Source organism: Streptomyces sp. NPDC093261 (assembly GCF_044753645.1).
GTDB lineage: Bacteria > Actinomycetota > Actinomycetes > Streptomycetales > Streptomycetaceae > Streptomyces.
The window spans coordinates 88451-101794 of record NZ_JBIVNO010000009.1 but is presented as its reverse complement, the minus strand read 5'-3'; the positions used below and the strand labels follow the sequence as shown (position 1 = coordinate 101794).

At 72.6% G+C, this 13344-nt stretch carries 11 protein-coding genes and 1 riboswitch; of the genes, 7 read left to right on the top strand and 4 right to left on the bottom strand.

Going from position 1 to position 13344, the window contains the following annotated elements; translation table 11 throughout:
• Positions 1–23: 23 nt before the first annotated feature.
• The 5 genes from ACIP94_RS20340 (at position 24) to ACIP94_RS20320 (ending at position 6043) form a co-directional block, all read left to right on the top strand.
• Positions 24–2429 carry a nitrate- and nitrite sensing domain-containing protein gene (locus tag ACIP94_RS20340; protein WP_402427119.1) on the top strand — a complete coding sequence of 802 codons (2406 nt, stop codon included), beginning with the start codon at positions 24–26 and terminating at the stop codon, positions 2427–2429.
• Positions 2419–2868, top strand: a complete 450-nt coding sequence (locus ACIP94_RS20335; protein WP_402427116.1) for a roadblock/LC7 domain-containing protein — start codon at positions 2419–2421, stop codon at positions 2866–2868. The genes ACIP94_RS20340 and ACIP94_RS20335 overlap by 11 nt, the downstream gene beginning before the upstream one ends.
• Before the next feature lie 6 nt (positions 2869–2874).
• A complete protein-coding gene (locus ACIP94_RS20330) occupies positions 2875–3258 on the top strand; it encodes a DUF742 domain-containing protein (protein ID WP_402427113.1) in 384 nt (127 codons plus the stop codon).
• Between the two features lie 246 nt (positions 3259–3504).
• Complete coding sequence (locus ACIP94_RS20325) at positions 3505–4293, top strand: carbon-nitrogen hydrolase family protein (RefSeq protein WP_402427110.1); 789 nt, start codon at positions 3505–3507, stop codon at positions 4291–4293.
• A gap of 52 nt (positions 4294–4345) precedes the next feature.
• Positions 4346–6043, top strand: coding sequence for a flavin monoamine oxidase family protein (locus ACIP94_RS20320; protein WP_402427107.1), 1698 nt, complete (start codon positions 4346–4348; stop codon positions 6041–6043).
• 32 nt (positions 6044–6075) lie between these two features.
• Here ACIP94_RS20320 and ACIP94_RS20315 read toward each other — a convergent pair whose 3' ends face one another.
• The 3 genes from ACIP94_RS20315 to ACIP94_RS20305 all read right to left on the bottom strand — a co-directional run bounded on the left by ACIP94_RS20315 (position 6076) and on the right by ACIP94_RS20305 (position 9368).
• Positions 6076–7005: an LLM class F420-dependent oxidoreductase gene (locus ACIP94_RS20315; protein ID WP_402427104.1), complete on the bottom strand. Its 930-nt coding sequence runs from the start codon at positions 7003–7005 to the stop codon at positions 6076–6078.
• A 91-nt stretch (positions 7006–7096) separates the two neighbouring features.
• Entirely contained in the window at positions 7097–7771 is a 675-nt protein-coding gene (locus ACIP94_RS20310; protein ID WP_402427101.1) for a DUF5995 family protein, read from the bottom strand.
• 166 nt (positions 7772–7937) lie between these two features.
• Entirely contained in the window at positions 7938–9368 is a 1431-nt protein-coding gene (locus ACIP94_RS20305) for a uracil-xanthine permease family protein (RefSeq protein ID WP_402427099.1), read from the bottom strand.
• A 440-nt stretch (positions 9369–9808) separates the two neighbouring features.
• On the opposite strand from ACIP94_RS20305, the gene ACIP94_RS20300 reads away from it, so the two are divergent.
• On the top strand, positions 9809–10267 hold the full coding sequence (locus ACIP94_RS20300; RefSeq protein ID WP_402427096.1) for an acyl-CoA thioesterase: 459 nt from the start codon (positions 9809–9811) through the stop codon (positions 10265–10267).
• Here ACIP94_RS20300 and ACIP94_RS20295 read toward each other — a convergent pair.
• Positions 10227–11438 carry an MFS transporter gene (locus ACIP94_RS20295; protein WP_402427568.1) on the bottom strand — a complete coding sequence of 404 codons (1212 nt, stop codon included), beginning with the start codon at positions 11436–11438 and terminating at the stop codon, positions 10227–10229. The genes ACIP94_RS20300 and ACIP94_RS20295 overlap by 41 nt on opposite strands.
• A 134-nt stretch (positions 11439–11572) precedes the next feature.
• On the opposite strand from ACIP94_RS20295, the gene ACIP94_RS20290 reads away from it, so the two are divergent.
• Positions 11573–12871, top strand: coding sequence for an ROK family transcriptional regulator (locus ACIP94_RS20290; protein WP_402427093.1), 1299 nt, complete (start codon positions 11573–11575; stop codon positions 12869–12871).
• Between the two features lie 332 nt (positions 12872–13203).
• Positions 13204–13334, top strand: a riboswitch (FMN riboswitch).
• The last annotated feature ends 10 nt before the right edge of the window (positions 13335–13344 follow it).

Below are 13344 nucleotides of genomic sequence, written 5' to 3'. Positions count from 1 at the left end.
CGTCCTGTCCCCCGGGGGAGACCATGCGCTGGCCCTTCGGCCGTCCCACCACGGTTCGTGCGCGCATCGTGGCGCTCTCGCTGGCTCCGGCGATCGCCCTGCTGACCCTGTGGAGCTTCGCCATGGTGTCGGTCACCGGCGAACTCCGGGCACTGGTCCGCCTCCAGGGGGTGTACGAGGACTTCGGCACCCCCGTCGACACGGCGACCGGACAGATCCAGATCGAACGGCGGCTCGCGGCCGCGTACCTGGGCGGGGGCCACCGCAACGGGGCGGCCCTCGACCTGCTGGAGCAGCAGCGCCGCACCGACCGGGCCGTGAACGCCCTGCGCGAGGCCGTCCGGGACGGGGACCGCAGCCGTCTCTCCGCCGGGCAGCAGCGGGCCATCGACTCCGCGCTCGCCGCCGCGGACAAGCTGGAGGGACTGCGGGAGCGGGTGCTGTCGGGCCGTATCTCCTGGGACGGCGCGGTGACCGAGTACAGCGCCCTCGTGGAACCCGACTTCGACGTCCAGTCCGCCCTGACCGCGTTGCAGGCCGGCCGCCTCGCCCGCGAGGCGCAGACCGTCAGCGAGCTGGTGCGGGTCCGGGAGTTCGTCTCGCGGGAGGACGCGATCGTCGCCGGGGCCCGCGCCGCCGGGCGACTGACCGACCGTCAGTACGACATGCTCGCCGCCACCGTCGAGGACCGCCGTGTCTTCGAGGCGACCTATGTCCCCGCTCTGCCGTCCGACTCGCGAACCCTCTTCGAGCGGTTCCGGCACGACGACGTCCACCGGGCCCTCACCGCGGGCGAGGACGCTCTGCTGCGGGCGGGCGCCGACGGCGCGGGCCGGGCCGTCGCGGCCGACTCATGGCGGACGACCACCGACCGGGCCGTGCACGAGTACATGCTGCTGTGCACCCAGGCCGCCAAGAACTCCGCCACGCGCGGGCGGGCGTTCGCCTACCGGGAGCTGACCAAGGCTGCCGTCGTCGCGGTGGTCGGACTGGCCGCCATGGGCCTGTCGCTGTGGCTGTCGGTGCGCGGCGCCCGGCGGATCTCGCGCCGCCTGGAGACGCTGCGGGACTCCGCCGACCTGCTGACGACGCGGCAACTGCCCGACGTCATGGAGCGGTTGAGCGCGGGCGAGGAGGTGGACGCCCAGGCCGAGGCACCGCCGCTGGCCGAGGACGAGGCGGGCTCCGACGAGATAGGACAGGTCGGCCGGGCCTTCAACGCCGCCCGCCGCGCGGCCGTCGAGGCGGCCGTGAAGCAGGCCACGCTCAGGAGCGGGCTCTTCGCCGTGCTGCTCAACATCGCGCGGCGCAACCAGGCGCTCGTCCACCGCCAGTTGAAGCTCGTCGACACCCTGGAGAGGCGTACGGACGACCCGGACGTCCTGGAGCAGCTCTTCGGGATCGACCACCTGACCACCCGGATGCGGCGGCACGCGGAGGGCCTGATCATCCTCTCCGGTGCGGTGCCCGGCCGCCGATGGCGGCGGCCGGTGCCCTTCGCCGACGTGGTGTCCTCGGCGGTGAGCGAGATCGAGGACTACGCGCGCGTCGTGGTCCCGCCGATGCCGGAGGTCGGAATCGCGGCGGACGCCGTCGCCGACGTCGTGCACCTGCTCGCCGAGCTCCTCGAGAACGCCACCGTGTTCTCGCCGCCCCACACCCGGGTCACCCTGCGCACCGACCGCATCCGCGGCGACTTCGTCCTGGAGATCGACGACCGAGGTCTCGGTCTCGACCCCGACCAGATCGACGCGGCGCACCGCACGCTCACCAGGCCCGACGACTTCGACCCGACGCGCCACGACCGGCTGGGCCTGTACGTGGTGGGCCGGCTCGCCGCCCGGCACGGCATCGAGGTCACCCTGACCCGGTCGCCGTACGGCGGTACGACGGCGGTGGTGCTGCTGCCGCAGGCGGTTCTGGCGGAGGTGGAACCCGGGACTCCGGCCGAACCGGACGACACGCCCGTGCCGCCCGGGACTCCGGCCCGGCGGGACGAGGCGCCGGTGCTGACGCTGCCCGTGCGGACGAGGACGGCGGTGCTCGCCCCGGAGCGCGAACGGGAGCGGGAGCAGGCGCCGGAGCAGCGGCCCGCGCACAAGGCTCCCGCTGCGGGCCCGGATCTCGCGGCCCCCGACGGCGGGGGCCCCGATGCCCAGGCCCCCGAGCGCCCCGTCCCCGGTGCTCCCGCCCTGCCCACCCGGGTCCGTCAGACCTCCCTGGCCCCCGGTCTGCGCACCGATGCCCCGGCCGCCGAGGAGGCCCCGGCCCGCGAGGTGAGCGCCGAGGAGGTACGGGCGATCTTCGGTGCCTACCAGCGCGGACTGGACCGCGGCCGGAAGGGCATCCCCAGGGCCACCGGCCCCCACCAGCCCCCCACGGAGCGAACCGACACCGAGGAAGGGACGGACGCCGACGATGCGCCCTGACCAGAGCCCCGAGCACCCCGACGAGGCCGACCAGCCGCCCGGTACCGACCTCGGCTGGCTGCTCGACGATCTCGTGGCCAGGACCGACCACGTACTCCAGGCCGTGCTGCTGACCGCGGACGGCCTTCCGCTGAGCCGCTCGGAGGGCATGCCCCGGCGGGACATCGAGCACCTCGCCGCCGTCTGCTCCGGCTTCCACAGCCTGGCCTGCTCGGCGGGGGAGCGGTTCGACGTGGGGAACGTCCGGCAGACGATGGTGATGCTCGATGACGCCTATCTGTTCATCACCCCGGCCGGGGCCGGCACCCGGCTGGCCGTGCTGAGCGAGTCCCGGACCGACGTAGGACAGCTCGCGCACGAGATGGCGCTGCTCGTCCGCCGCGTCGGCCGCCACATGGACGCCGCCGTACGGTCGGCCGCGGGCCCGGCCGCCTCCTGACCCACCGTGTCCGACGACGACCACTGGTACGAGGACGAGACCGGGTCGATGGTGCGCCCCTACATGGTGACGCGGGGGCGCACCCGCCCCTCGCACCGGCACACCATCGACCTGATGTCGCAGGTCACCGCACTGGACGTGGAGGACGCGCGCGAGGAGGTCGACCACGCCCGGGCGTCCCTGCTCGATCTGGTGCGCCGTGGCCCCCGGCCGGTCGTGGAACTCGCCGCGGACGCCGATCTGCCGCTGACCGTCGTCCGGGTCCTGCTCGGTGACCTGGCGGAGGCCGGCCTGATCCGCATCGACGGGCCGCACGCGAGGCCCGCGGGCGCCCCGGCGGCCGACCCGGAACTCCTGCGCGAGATCGTGGAGCGGCTGCGCGAGCTGTGAGCCCCGGAGTCCCGTGGCCCCCGGGGGCCGGCACCGGCGGGAACGCCGTGGTGGGAGCACCTGTGCCACTCCCGTCCCGAGCGCCCCGACCGCCCCCCGGCGGCGCGCAACGAATCGCCGGGCGGCCCGCCCTGCACGCAACGATTCGCTCACCGGCGCGCAACGGCTCCTCCTTGTCCGGCCGAGGGCGCCGACCGTACCGTCTAAACGGCCCCCCCAACCCTCTCGTACCGGTGGAGAACACGCATGCGCACCGCCCTGCTCCAGAGCTCCGGCCGCCCCGGCTCGGTCGTCGAGAACCTCAAGGTGCTCGACGAGGCCGCGGGCCGTGCCGCCGCCGCGGGGGCCGGGCTGCTGATCGCCCCGGAGATGTTCCTCACCGGGTACGCGATCGGCGAGGCGATCGCCCGGCTCGCCGAGCCCGCCGACGGCGACTCCGCGGACGCCATCGCGGACATCGCCTCCCGGCACGGTCTGGCCATCGCCTACGGCTACCCGGAGCGCAACGGCGAGACCGTCTTCAACGCCGCCCAGCTCATCTGCGCCGACGGCACCCGCCTCGCGAACTACCGCAAGACCCATCTCTTCGGCGGCTTCGAGCGCGACCACTTCACCCCGGGCGACCAGCCGGTCGTCCAGGCCGAGCTGGACGGCCTCCGTATCGGCCTGATGATCTGCTACGACGTCGAGTTCCCGGAGAACGTCCGCGCCCACGCGCTGGCCGGCACCGACCTCCTCGTGGTCCCCACGGCCCAGATGCATCCGTTCCAGTTCGTCGCCGAGTCCCTCGTACCGGTGCGGGCCTTCGAGAACCAGATGTACATCGCCTACGTCAACCGCGTCGGCGAGGAAGGGGAGTTCGAGTTCGTCGGGCTGTCCACCCTCGCCGGACCCGACGGGGTCGCCCGCGCCCGGGCCGCCCGGATCGAGGAGATCGTCCTCGCCGATGTCGACCCCGCCCACCTCGCCGCCTCCCGCGAGGCCAACCCGTACCTCAAGGACCGCCGCCCCGGTCTCTACGGGTCCCTCGTCTGATCCCCGCAGCCTCCTCCCCCCGAGTTCTTCCCGCGCAAGGAGTCCGTACCCCATGACGTCCACGGTGCCCAACGCCGTCGAGCACGCAGACGAGCAGCAGCCGCCGATCACCATGTTCGGCCCGGACTTCCCCTACGCCTACGACGACTTCCTCGCCCACCCGGCGGGGCTCGGCCAGATACCCGCGACGGAGCACGGCACCGAGGTCGCCGTCATCGGCGGTGGCCTGTCCGGCATCGTGGCCGCCTACGAGCTGATGAAGATGGGCCTCAAGCCCGTCGTCTACGAGGCCGACAAGATCGGCGGCCGGCTGCGCACCGTCGGCTTCGAGGGCTGCGACCCGTCGCTGACCGCCGAGATGGGCGCCATGCGCTTCCCGCCGTCCTCCACGGCGCTCCAGCACTACATCGACCTCGTGGGCCTCCGGACCAAGCCCTTCCCCAACCCGCTCGCCGAGGCCACCCCCTCCACCGTCGTGGACCTCAAGGGGGAGAGCCACTACGCCGAGACCCTCGACGACCTGCCACAGGTCTACCGCGACGTGGCGAACGCGTGGAACGCCTGCCTGGAGGAGGGCGCCGACTTCTCCGACATGAACCGCGCGATGCGCGAGCGCGATGTGCCGCGCATCCGCGAGATCTGGGCGAAGCTCGTCGAGAAGCTCGACAACCAGACGTTCTACGGCTTCCTCTGCGAGTCCGAGGCCTTCAAGTCCTTCCGGCACCGCGAGATCTTCGGCCAGGTCGGCTTCGGCACCGGCGGCTGGGACACCGACTTCCCGAACTCCATCCTGGAGATCCTGCGGGTCGTCTACACCGAGGCCGACGACCACCACCGGGGCATCGTCGGCGGCTCCCAGCAGCTGCCGCTGCGCCTGTGGGAGCGCGAGCCCCAGAAGATCGTGCACTGGGCCCACGGGACATCCCTGAAGTCCCTGCACGAGGGCGGCGAGCCCCGGCCCGCCGTCACCCGGCTGCACCGCACCGCCGGCAACCGGATCACCGTCACCGACGCACACGGCGACATCCGCACCTACCAGGCGGCGATCTTCACCGCCCAGTCCTGGATGCTGCTCTCGAAGATCGCCTGTGACGACGCGCTGTTCCCGATCGACCACTGGACGGCCATCGAGCGCACCCACTACATGGAGTCCAGCAAGCTCTTCGTGCCGGTGGACCGGCCGTTCTGGCTGGACAAGGACGAGGAGACGGGCCGGGACGTCATGTCGATGACGCTCACCGACCGGATGACCCGCGGCACCTATCTGCTGGACGAGGGCCCGGACAAGCCCGCCGTCATCTGCCTGTCCTACACCTGGTGCGACGACAGCCTGAAGTGGCTGCCGCTGTCCGCCGCCGAGCGGATGGAGGTCATGCTGAAGTCGCTCGGCGAGATCTACCCGAAGGTCGACATCAGGAAGCACATCATCGGCAACCCCGTGACGGTCTCCTGGGAGAACGAGCCGTACTTCATGGGCGCGTTCAAGGCCAACCTCCCCGGCCACTACCGCTACCAGCGCCGCCTGTTCACGCACTTCATGCAGGACCGGCTGCCCGCCGACAAGCGGGGCATCTTCCTCGCCGGCGACGACATCTCCTGGACGGCCGGCTGGGCGGAGGGCGCCGTGCAGACCGCGCTCAACGCCGTGTGGGGCGTGATGCACCACTTCGGCGGCGCGACCGACCCGACCAACCCCGGCCCCGGCGACGTCTACGACGAGATCGCGCCGGTGGAGCTGCCGGAGGACTGAGCCGGACCGACGGACCGAAGGCGGGCGGCCGGTCAGATGTCGGCCGCCCGTGCCGTCGTGTACACCTGCGCGGCCACGTCCTTCAGCTCCTGCGCGTCGCGGACCGAGCCCTGAAGGTCGATGAGGATCTCATCCAGGCCGACCTCGGCGTGCGCCGCCAGGTCCTCCACGATCTGGTCGACATCGCCCTGGAAGGGGCCCCGGTCCGCGCCGGGGAGCGGCTTCGCCGAGTACACGGCGTTCGCGCGCAGCACCGTCTGGAGCGGCTCGACGCGGCCGCGCTCGGCGGCCAGGTCCTGGAGGGCGCGCCACTGCCGGGCCAGCGTCTCGGCGCCGAGGCCCACAGGGAGCCACCCGTCGGCCTTCTCCACCAGCCGCTGCTGGGCGCTCTGGTTGGTCGCCGCCAGCAGAATCGGGATCGGCCGGGCCGGCTTGGGCGCGACCACCGCCGACGAGATCGTCGTGAGCCGGCCCTCGTAGGAAACCGGGTCCGGACCCCAGACGGCACGGCAGACATCGATGATCTCGTCCATGACCCGGCCGCGCTCCTCGAACGGGCGCACCCCGGCCGCCGCGTACTCGTCGAGGGACCAGCCCGTGCCCAGGCCCGCCACGATCCGGCCGCCGCTCGCCGCGTCCAGGGAGGCGAGCGCCTTGGCGAGCTGGAAGGGGCCGTGCAGGGGCGCCACCAGTACGCTCGTGCCGAGCCGGACCCGGTGGGTGGCGGTGACGGCGAGGGCGAGCGCGACCAGGGGGTGGGCCACTCCGCGGTAGCTGTCCGGCCAGGGCAGGCCCTCGACGTCGTAGAGCCCCTGGGCCGTGGACTCGGGGAACAGGGCCCGCTCGTACACCCACAGGCTCTCGTAGCCCATCTCCTCGGCGGCGCGTGCGACATCCGGCACGTCCCGCCCGATGTCGTACTGCTTGTTCTGGGGGAGGCCGAGTCCGAGCCGGGTCGCCATACCTGTTGCTCCTTCGCCATGGATGGGCCCCCCGATGCAACGTACAGCGGGCACAGGGCGCTGCCCGGCACGACAGGCGAGGACGGCCGGATCAGTGCGGAAGGGGTGTGAGCAGCATCCGGCTCGCGAATCCCACCGCCGCGTCGAGCCGGCGCGCGAACTCCTCGGCGACGTCCGGCAGATGCCGCAGCGCCCACAGTGCCCGGGCCGCCGACCACGCCGCCTCCCGGGCCCGCTCCAGGCTCCACGCGCCGAGCAGATGCGTCAGCGGGTCGGCGAGCTGGAGCAGATCGGGGCCGGGCATCAGGTCTTCACGGATGCGCTCCTCCAACGCGCCGAGGAGGTCGCCCACCCGCTCGAACTCGTCCTCCAGAGCGGCCGGTTCGCGGCCGAGCGCGCGGCAGGTGTCCACGACGGCGAGCGCCAGGTCATGGCCGATGTGGGCGTTGATGCCGGCGAGCGCGAACTGCAGCGGTCGTACGCCCGGATGGCGCCGCAACTGGAACAACGGCCTCCAGCAGGCGGGCAACGGTCCCTCCTCGGCCACGGCCAGATAGCGCTCGGCGAACCGAACGTCCAGCGCGATCGCCCCGTGGCGGTCCCGGAAGTACCCGGCGTCCAGACGGCGGTCGACCTCCTCGGTGACGGCGAGGTAGACGCGGTTGAAGACCGCGACCCCATCGTGCTCCGGCCAGGCTCCGTCGAGCGCGCGCATGCGTGAGACGACCGTGTCCACCTCGGTCGTGAACTGCTCCAAGCGCACCATGGGGGCAGGGTCGCAGCCCGGGCCGACCGGAGCGGCCGCGGCCCGCGCGCTTCCCCGGAACGGGGGACGCCCCCCATGGGCCATCAGGGGTACGGGAGGGGCGTCCACGAACCGGCGTTCCGGTGTGCGCCGCGCTTACGAGCGGGTGTGCCCGTGTGCGCAGCGTCTATGAGCCGGTGTGCCCGCGGGCGTCCCGGGAGGCCACGGCGCCGTCGTCCCCGGCGCCCTCCTCGTCGTACGCGGAGGTGCCCGAGTCCAGCAGCGGCTCCTGTGTCTTCAGATGCGCGGGGGCCAGCGCCCGCAGCGCGTGATAGCCGGTGATGACGACCACCGTGCCCAGGGCGATCCCGCTCAACGAGAAGTGGTCGCTGAACTTCAGGCTGACGTTGCCGACGCCGATGATGATGCCCGCGGCGGCCGGCACCAGGTTCAGCGGGTTGCGCAGGTCGACCTTGGAGCTGATCCAGATCTGCGCGCCGAGCAGGCCGATCATGCCGTACAGGATGACGGTGATGCCGCCGAGTACCCCGCCGGGGATCGCGGCCACGGTCGCGCCGAACTTGGGACAGACGCCGAAGAGCAGGGCGAAGCCGGCCGCGGCCCAGTAGGCGGCGGTCGAGTAGACCCGGGTGGCCGCCATCACGCCGATGTTCTCGGAGTACGTCGTGTTGGGCGGGCCGCCGACCGCGGTGGAGAGCATGGAGGCGACGCCGTCCGCGGAGATGGCGGTGCCCAGCTTGTCGTCCAGCGGGTCGCCGGTCATCTCGCCGACCGCCTTGACGTGCCCGGCGTTCTCCGCGACCAGCGCGATCACCACGGGCAGGGCGACCAGGACGGCGGACCACTGGAAGGACGGTCCGTGGAAGTGGGGCAGGCCGATCCAGTCCGCCTTGCCGACACCCGACAGATCCAGGCGCCAGTGGTCGGTGAGCCGGCCGCTCGCGTCCACCGAGTGGATCTTTCCGAGGACCCGGTCGAACGCCCACGAGATCCCGTAGCCGAAGACCAGGCCCAGGAAGATCGCGATGCGTGACCAGAAGCCGCGCAGACACACCACGGCGAGCCCGGTGAACAGCATCACCAGCAGTGCGGTCCACTGGTCCTGCGGCCAGTACGTCGACGCGGTCACCGGCGCGAGGTTGAACCCGATCAGCATGACCACCGCGCCGGTCACGATCGGCGGCATCGCCGCGTGGATGATCCGCGCCCCGAACCGCTGGACGGCGAGGCCCACCAGGAACAGCACGACGCCCACGACGAACACGGCACCGGTGACGGTGGCGCTGGTGCCGCCCTGCGCCCGGATCACCGCGGCGACCCCCACGAAGGACAGGGAGCAGCCGAGGTAGCTCGGCACCCGGCCGCGGGTGGCCAGCAGGAAGATCACGGTTGCGACGCCCGACATCATGATCGCGAGGTTGGGATCGAGTCCCATGAGCACGGGCGCCACGAAACTCGCCCCGAACATGGCCACGACGTGCTGGGCGCCGAGCCCGATCGTGCGGGGCCAGGAAAGCCGTTCGTCGGGGCGGACGACCGCTCCGGGCGCGGGCGTACGCCCGTCACCGTGCAGCTTCCAGCGCACGCCGAGGTCCATGGTGAAGCTTCTCTTTCTCTGTACGTGGAGAACTGTCCGAACCATTGTCAGGGGCACCAGCGGGTCCTACGCTCACACGATCCCACTCATGAACTTTGTTCACGTATATGGTCAGAGCTTTGGTGAGTGCTCGATCCCGGCCGGCCGCCCTTCTCACGGCCGCGACCGCCTTCGCGGCCGTGGCGATCGCGGGCGTACCCACCGCCTCGGCCCATGCGGCCCGAAGGTTCCGGGGGTCGCCGTCCTCGACGGCACCCGGCTGCGACAGGCCAGACTCCGGAAGGGGCGGTTGCTCTGGACGGTGGCGGTGCTGTCGTCGACCGCGCGGAGAATTGCCCCTGCCCCACGGAGGGAGTCGGCTGAGCGACCGCTTACCATGGGAGGGTCCAGCGCCGCAGCGTCGCGAGCGCCTCACCAGGAACGTCTCAGGAGCCCCGCCCGTGACCGTCGAAGCCCAGGCCGCGCCCGCCGTGTCGTACGGCCGGCTGATCCCCGTCGTCGTGCACTTCGACGACCTGGACGCGCTGGGACTGCTCCACAACGCGCGCTACCCGGTGATGGTCGAGCGCGCATGGTCGGCCCTGTGGCACGAACAGGGGTTCACGTTCGAAGGCGACTGGCAGGCCGCCGGGGACTTCTGCAACGCCGTCAAGGAGTTGCGGATCAGCTACGAGTCCCCGGTGACCAAGCCCGGCGTGTACGCCGTGCACCTGTGGCTGGAGCGGCTCGGGAACACCGGCCTCACCTACGGGTTCCGGTTCTGCTCGGCCGACGGAGCGGTGACGTACGCGCACGGCACCCGGGTCCTCGTCCGGCTCGACGCGGCCACGCTGCGCCCCACCTCGTGGGGCGAGCGGTTCAGGACCGTGGGCCGGGAACTGCTGCGTCCGGCCGACTGATCCTCAAACGGTCCCGCTCGCCCGCGCGCAGCACCCCCGCGAACGCGGCCAGCCCGCAGGCCAGCACCGTCACCAGGCCGAACGACACCACGAGGCTGGTCGCCTGGGCCAGTCCGCCGATCGCGCTCGGCGCCACAAGGCCCGAGGTGTAGGTGATGGTCGCGACGCCCGCGATGGCCTGGCTGGGGTTCGGCCCGCTGCGGCCCGCCGCCGCGAAGCACAGGGGCACGACGACCGCGATGCCGAGGCCCATCAGCGCGAACCCGGCCATCGCCACTGCCGGATGGCCCGCGCTCACGATCAGCAGGCCACCGAGGACGGCCAGGACGCCGCTCGCCCGTACGGTGCGTACCGAGCCGAAACGGTCCACCACCGTGTCACCCGCGAGCCGGGCGACGGCCATGGTGAGGGTGAAGCCCGTCGTGCAGGCGGCCGCGAGCCCGGCGGAGGTGCCGAGCTGGTGCCGCAGATACACGGCGGACCAGTCCAGGCTCGCTCCCTCCGCGAACACCGCGCAGAACCCGATGGCACCGATCAGCAGCGCCGACTTCGGCGGCAGCGCGAACCGGGGCGGCGGCTCCTCGTCCTCGCCGGGCTGGAGGTCCAGTACCCAGGTGCAGGCGACCAGCCCCAGCACGGTCAGCACGGCGGCCGCCAGGACGTGATGCATTCGGGCGTCCGAGCCGAGGTGCGCGGCGAGGGTGCCGGCGGCCGAGCCCAGCAGGGCGCCCGCGCTCCACATGCCGTGCAGACCGGACATGATCGAGCGGCCGAGCCGGTTCTCGACCTCCACGCCGAGGGCGTTCATCGCGACGTCCGCCATGCCCGCCGTGGCGCCGTAGACGAACAGCGCCGGGCACAGGGTGAGCAGGTTCGGGGCCAGGGACGGCAGGACCAGGGAGAGCGTCCACAGCGCGAGCAGGCCGCGCAGCGCGGTGCGGGCGCCGAAGCGATGGGTGATGCGGCCCGCGAGCGGCATGGCCAGGGACGCACCGAGCGCGGGGAACGCCAGCGCCAGTCCCAGCTGGCCGGCGCTGACCGAGGAGTGGTCCTGGATCCATGGCACCCGGGTCGCGAAGGAGCCGGTCACGGCGCCGTGCACGGCGAACACGGCGGCCACGGCGTACCGGGCGCGCCTCACCTCGCGCTGCGTGCAGCCCTTGCCGGTCATCGCACTCATTCTCGGGCCCCTCCCCAGGTGTCCGCCCCGCTGCGGGCGGTAAACTATCAGGAACCCTGCCTGATAGATAGAGCGGGGAAGGGAGCCGCGCCTCGAACGGCCCGTCGATCTGGGAGGATCCCGGCATGCCCGCATCCCCGAGCACCGCCCGGGCCATCAACGACCGGCTCGCCCTGCGCCTGCTGCAGCAGGAAGGCCCGTTGACGGCAGGGCGGTTGAAACAGCTCACCGGACTGTCCCGGCCCACGGTCGCCGACCTCGTCGAGCGGCTGGCCGCGGCGGGGCTGATCGCGGTGGTGGGGGAGTCGGGCGAGCAGCGGCGCGGTCCGAACGCGCGTCTGTACGGAATCGTCGCCGACCGCGCCCATCTCGCGGCCCTCGACGTGCGCACCGCAGGCGTCTCCGTCCTGGTGTCCGACCTGCTCGGCGGGGTGCTCGCCGAGGCGTCGGTGCCGATCGGCGGCGACACCGGGACGGGGCCCGCGGTGGAGCAGGCGGTGACGCTGGTGGAGCGCGCCGCGAAGGAGGCCGGTGCCGCGTCCCTGCACACGGTCGGGATCGGGGCGCCCGGACTGATCGACCCCGCCACCGGGGAACTGCGCGACACCACCGGGCTGCCCGAATGGCACCGCCGTCTGGTGACCGCGCTCCAGGAGCGGCTGCCCGCGCGCGTGATCGTGGAGAACGAGACCAACCTCGCCGCGCTGGCCGAGCAGCGCGAGGGCGCCGCCCGCGACCATGACACCTTTGTGCTGCTGTGGCTGGGGTACGGCACCGGAGCGGCCGTGGTGCTGGACGGCGCCCTGCGCCGCGGTGCCTCGGGCGGCACCGGCGAGATCGGCTTCCTGCCGGTGCCGGGTACGGCGACGCTGCCGTCGGCGACGGACTGCGAGGGGGGCTTCCACTCCCTGGCGGGAGCGGCCGCCATCGCCGAACTGGCGGGTGCCCATGGAATGTCGACCGAGGGGCAGGCCAACGGCCCGGCCGTGGCCGCACTGGTCCACCGGGCCGTACGGGCGGTGGAAGGCCGGCGCGCGGGGGACGTCCGGCGCGCGGGGGACGGCCGGGCTGCCGGGGCGGGCCGGCGAGCCGCCGTGGGCCGGAGCGCGGGAGCGGGCCCCCACGCCGGCCCGGACGAGCACACCGCCTCCGCCTTCCTCGACGCCCTCGCCGACCGTCTCGCCATCGGCGCCGCCTCCGTGACCGCGGTCCTCGACCCCGGCTGTGTGGTGCTCGGCGGCGAGGTCGGGCAGGCGGGCGGCCGGGTGCTCGCGGGGCGTGTCCAGGAGCGGCTCGTCCGTATGTCGCCGCTGCCGACCGAGGTACGGGCGAGCGCGCTGGGCGGCGGCGCGGTCCTGCGCGGTGCGCTGCTGACCGCTCGGGACGGCGCGCAGGACGACCTCTTCACGCCCCCCGCCCGCTGACCGGAGGCGGCCGATCGGCACCGCGTCTGGGGGCCCGGCGGCGGGGCAAGGGCCTCCGTCACCGCCGCCGGGCCGTTCGGGGACGGCGCACTGCGCCGGGACCGCCGACGTTAAAAGGACTAGACCAGTACGTCAATAGGTATGGACCAATGACCAATCGCCGTAAATGGCAAGGGTGTTGTCCTGAACGCGAGAACGCCGGTGTTGCCCCGTTGTGTGAGGTGAGGCCCGGTGGATCCCTGACGCGCAGTAGGTGAACATGTGAGGCAGCGCACACCGGGTCACCCGCATGGCCGCGGATGAGGCGTGGCAGACTGGCCCTGTACCAGAAGCAGCGCACTCCGGGGTCGGTGAAAGTCCGAACCGGCGGTTACAGTCCGCGACCCGGTCGCTTCCAGCGATCGGTTGACCAGGTGAAACTCCTGGACCGACGGTTAAAGTCCGGATGGGAGGCAGTGCGCGGCGGGCGGGCA